We start from the raw sequence: 1842 nt of genomic DNA, 5'->3' as shown, positions 1-1842 counted from the left end.
CATGCCGCCTTCGGGCCTCATTTCATTCTGGCCCTGCGGCGTCCTGCCGTCGCGGGCCGGTTAGCTCAAACGTTATGCAGCAAGCTAAGAAACGCTTGAAGAGCGGTTTTCGGTGTGGCGACCGCCACGACTGCTCTGCGCATTGCGCCGTGACTTCCTCGGAGTCGGCGGCGTCCCGCACAGTGCCAGCCTCCGGCCGCCGTGATCTCGCCGGTCTTGGCCAGGCTGCTCGTACTCTCTTCTTGGTTCGCTGGCGGCCCGCAAAAGAACAACGCGCTTGCCGCCTCAGCCGAGCGCCTCATGGGTACAGCTTCGGTATGCTGTCGGCCACCTCCACCGCAGTGCCTTCGAAATGGCTCTGCATAACTGGTCGCTCGAGCCGATCGGGAGCTTGAATCGGTTTCGTTGACACTTCCACCTAACGAAGGAAGTGTTCAATGGGAACAGCAGGGCCAAGAAAAGTTCACCGTTACGAGCTGAGTTTCAAGCTCAAGGCGGTGCTAATGAGCGAGCAGCCAGGGGTGCTGATCAAGGACGTGGCGGAGTCCTTGTGCATTCATCCCTTCATGCTGTCCAAGTGGCGAAAGCAAGTGCGTGATGGTGAGCTGTCCGGCCCCATCGAGCCGGTTGAACCCGCAGCGGTGGCGGAACTGCGGCGGCTGCGCGAAGTCGAGCAGCAGTTCAAGCGTTTGCAGACGGAGCACGATCTGCTAAAAAAATTCATCCGGTTTGCAGCAGATCAAAAGCGGAAGTCTTCGCCTTCATCGCGGCAAACCGGCAAGCCCACTCGATCCAAGTGATGTGCAAGCTGTACCAAGTCACCCGCGCAGGCTACTACGCCTGGTGCCAGCGTGAGCGCAGCGTCAGAGCTGCCGGCGATGAGCAGCTCATCGAGCAGGTACGCTTGGTTCACGAGCAAAGCCGAGGCTACTACGGCAGCCCGCGTATTGCGCAGCAGCTCAAGCAGCAGGGCGTTCAGGTGGGGCGCCGCCGGGTGGCACGTCTGATGCGCAAGGCGGGCTTGCAGGGGCGCAGCGCCCGGCTGTACCGGCGTGCCAAGGTGGGGCAACGCAAGTTCTTCGCCAGCGTGCCCAATGCGCTGCGAGACGTGGCGCTGAGCGATGCAGACCAGGCCTGGGTCGGTGACGTGACGTACCTCAAAGTGGCGGGCCAGTGGCGCTACATGGCGGCTGTAATGGATCGACACTCCCGGCGGCTGGTGGGCTGGAGCCTGAGCCGGCGTCGCGATGCAGCGCTGACGCGCCAGGCTCTGAATCATGCGGTGCGCAAGCGCCAGCCGTCGCCGGGCTTGATCTTCCACAGCGATCGGGGCATCGAGTATGCGGCGTATGAGTACCGCGAGCAGCTGAACCGGCTGGGCATCAAGCAGAGCATGAACCGGCCCGGCAAAATGAATGACAACGCGCACATGGAGTCGTTCTTCCACTCAATGAAGACCGAGTCCTTGCATGGCATGTCGTTCGAGACGGACAAGCAACTGCGTACCGCACTGCGCAGCTACATCGGTTTCTACAACCAGCAGCGGCTACATTCCTCGCTGAGCTATCTATCCCCGGTCAAATTCGAGCAACAGCAGCGGCAGCAATCATGTGTCAACTGAATCGGCGCAAGTTCCCTCGCGTCGGCAAGCCGCCGCTCGCGGCTCAGCTTCAACGTTAGGCTTCTCGCCAAATGAACTGCCGTCGGTTGTTTGCCATCGCTGTTCTTGTCCCAGCGACGTCCTGGGCGTGCTCATTCAAGCATCGCACTCTGGAAGAGGTCTTTGCACAGGCCACAACGGTCTATCGTGCCCGACTCGTCGAGGCCAAGTTGGTCAATTTC

The 1842-nt window shown here is 61.0% G+C and carries 2 protein-coding genes; both read left to right on the top strand.

Annotated features, from left to right (window positions below):
- The first annotated feature begins 437 nt into the window (after nt 1-437).
- Complete coding sequence (locus G7092_RS31105; RefSeq protein ID WP_166096270.1) at nt 438-800, top strand: transposase; 363 nt, start codon at nt 438-440, stop codon at nt 798-800.
- Entirely contained in the window at nt 719-1621 is a 903-nt protein-coding gene (locus tag G7092_RS31100; protein WP_166096273.1) for an IS3 family transposase, read from the top strand. Before G7092_RS31105 ends, G7092_RS31100 begins: the two co-directional genes overlap by 82 nt.
- Nucleotides 1622-1842: the final 221 nt, after the last annotated feature.

It is taken from the genome of Mucilaginibacter inviolabilis (genome assembly GCF_011089895.1).
Taxonomy (GTDB): domain Bacteria; phylum Bacteroidota; class Bacteroidia; order Sphingobacteriales; family Sphingobacteriaceae; genus Mucilaginibacter; species Mucilaginibacter inviolabilis.
This window is presented reverse-complemented; position numbering and strand designations above follow the sequence as displayed.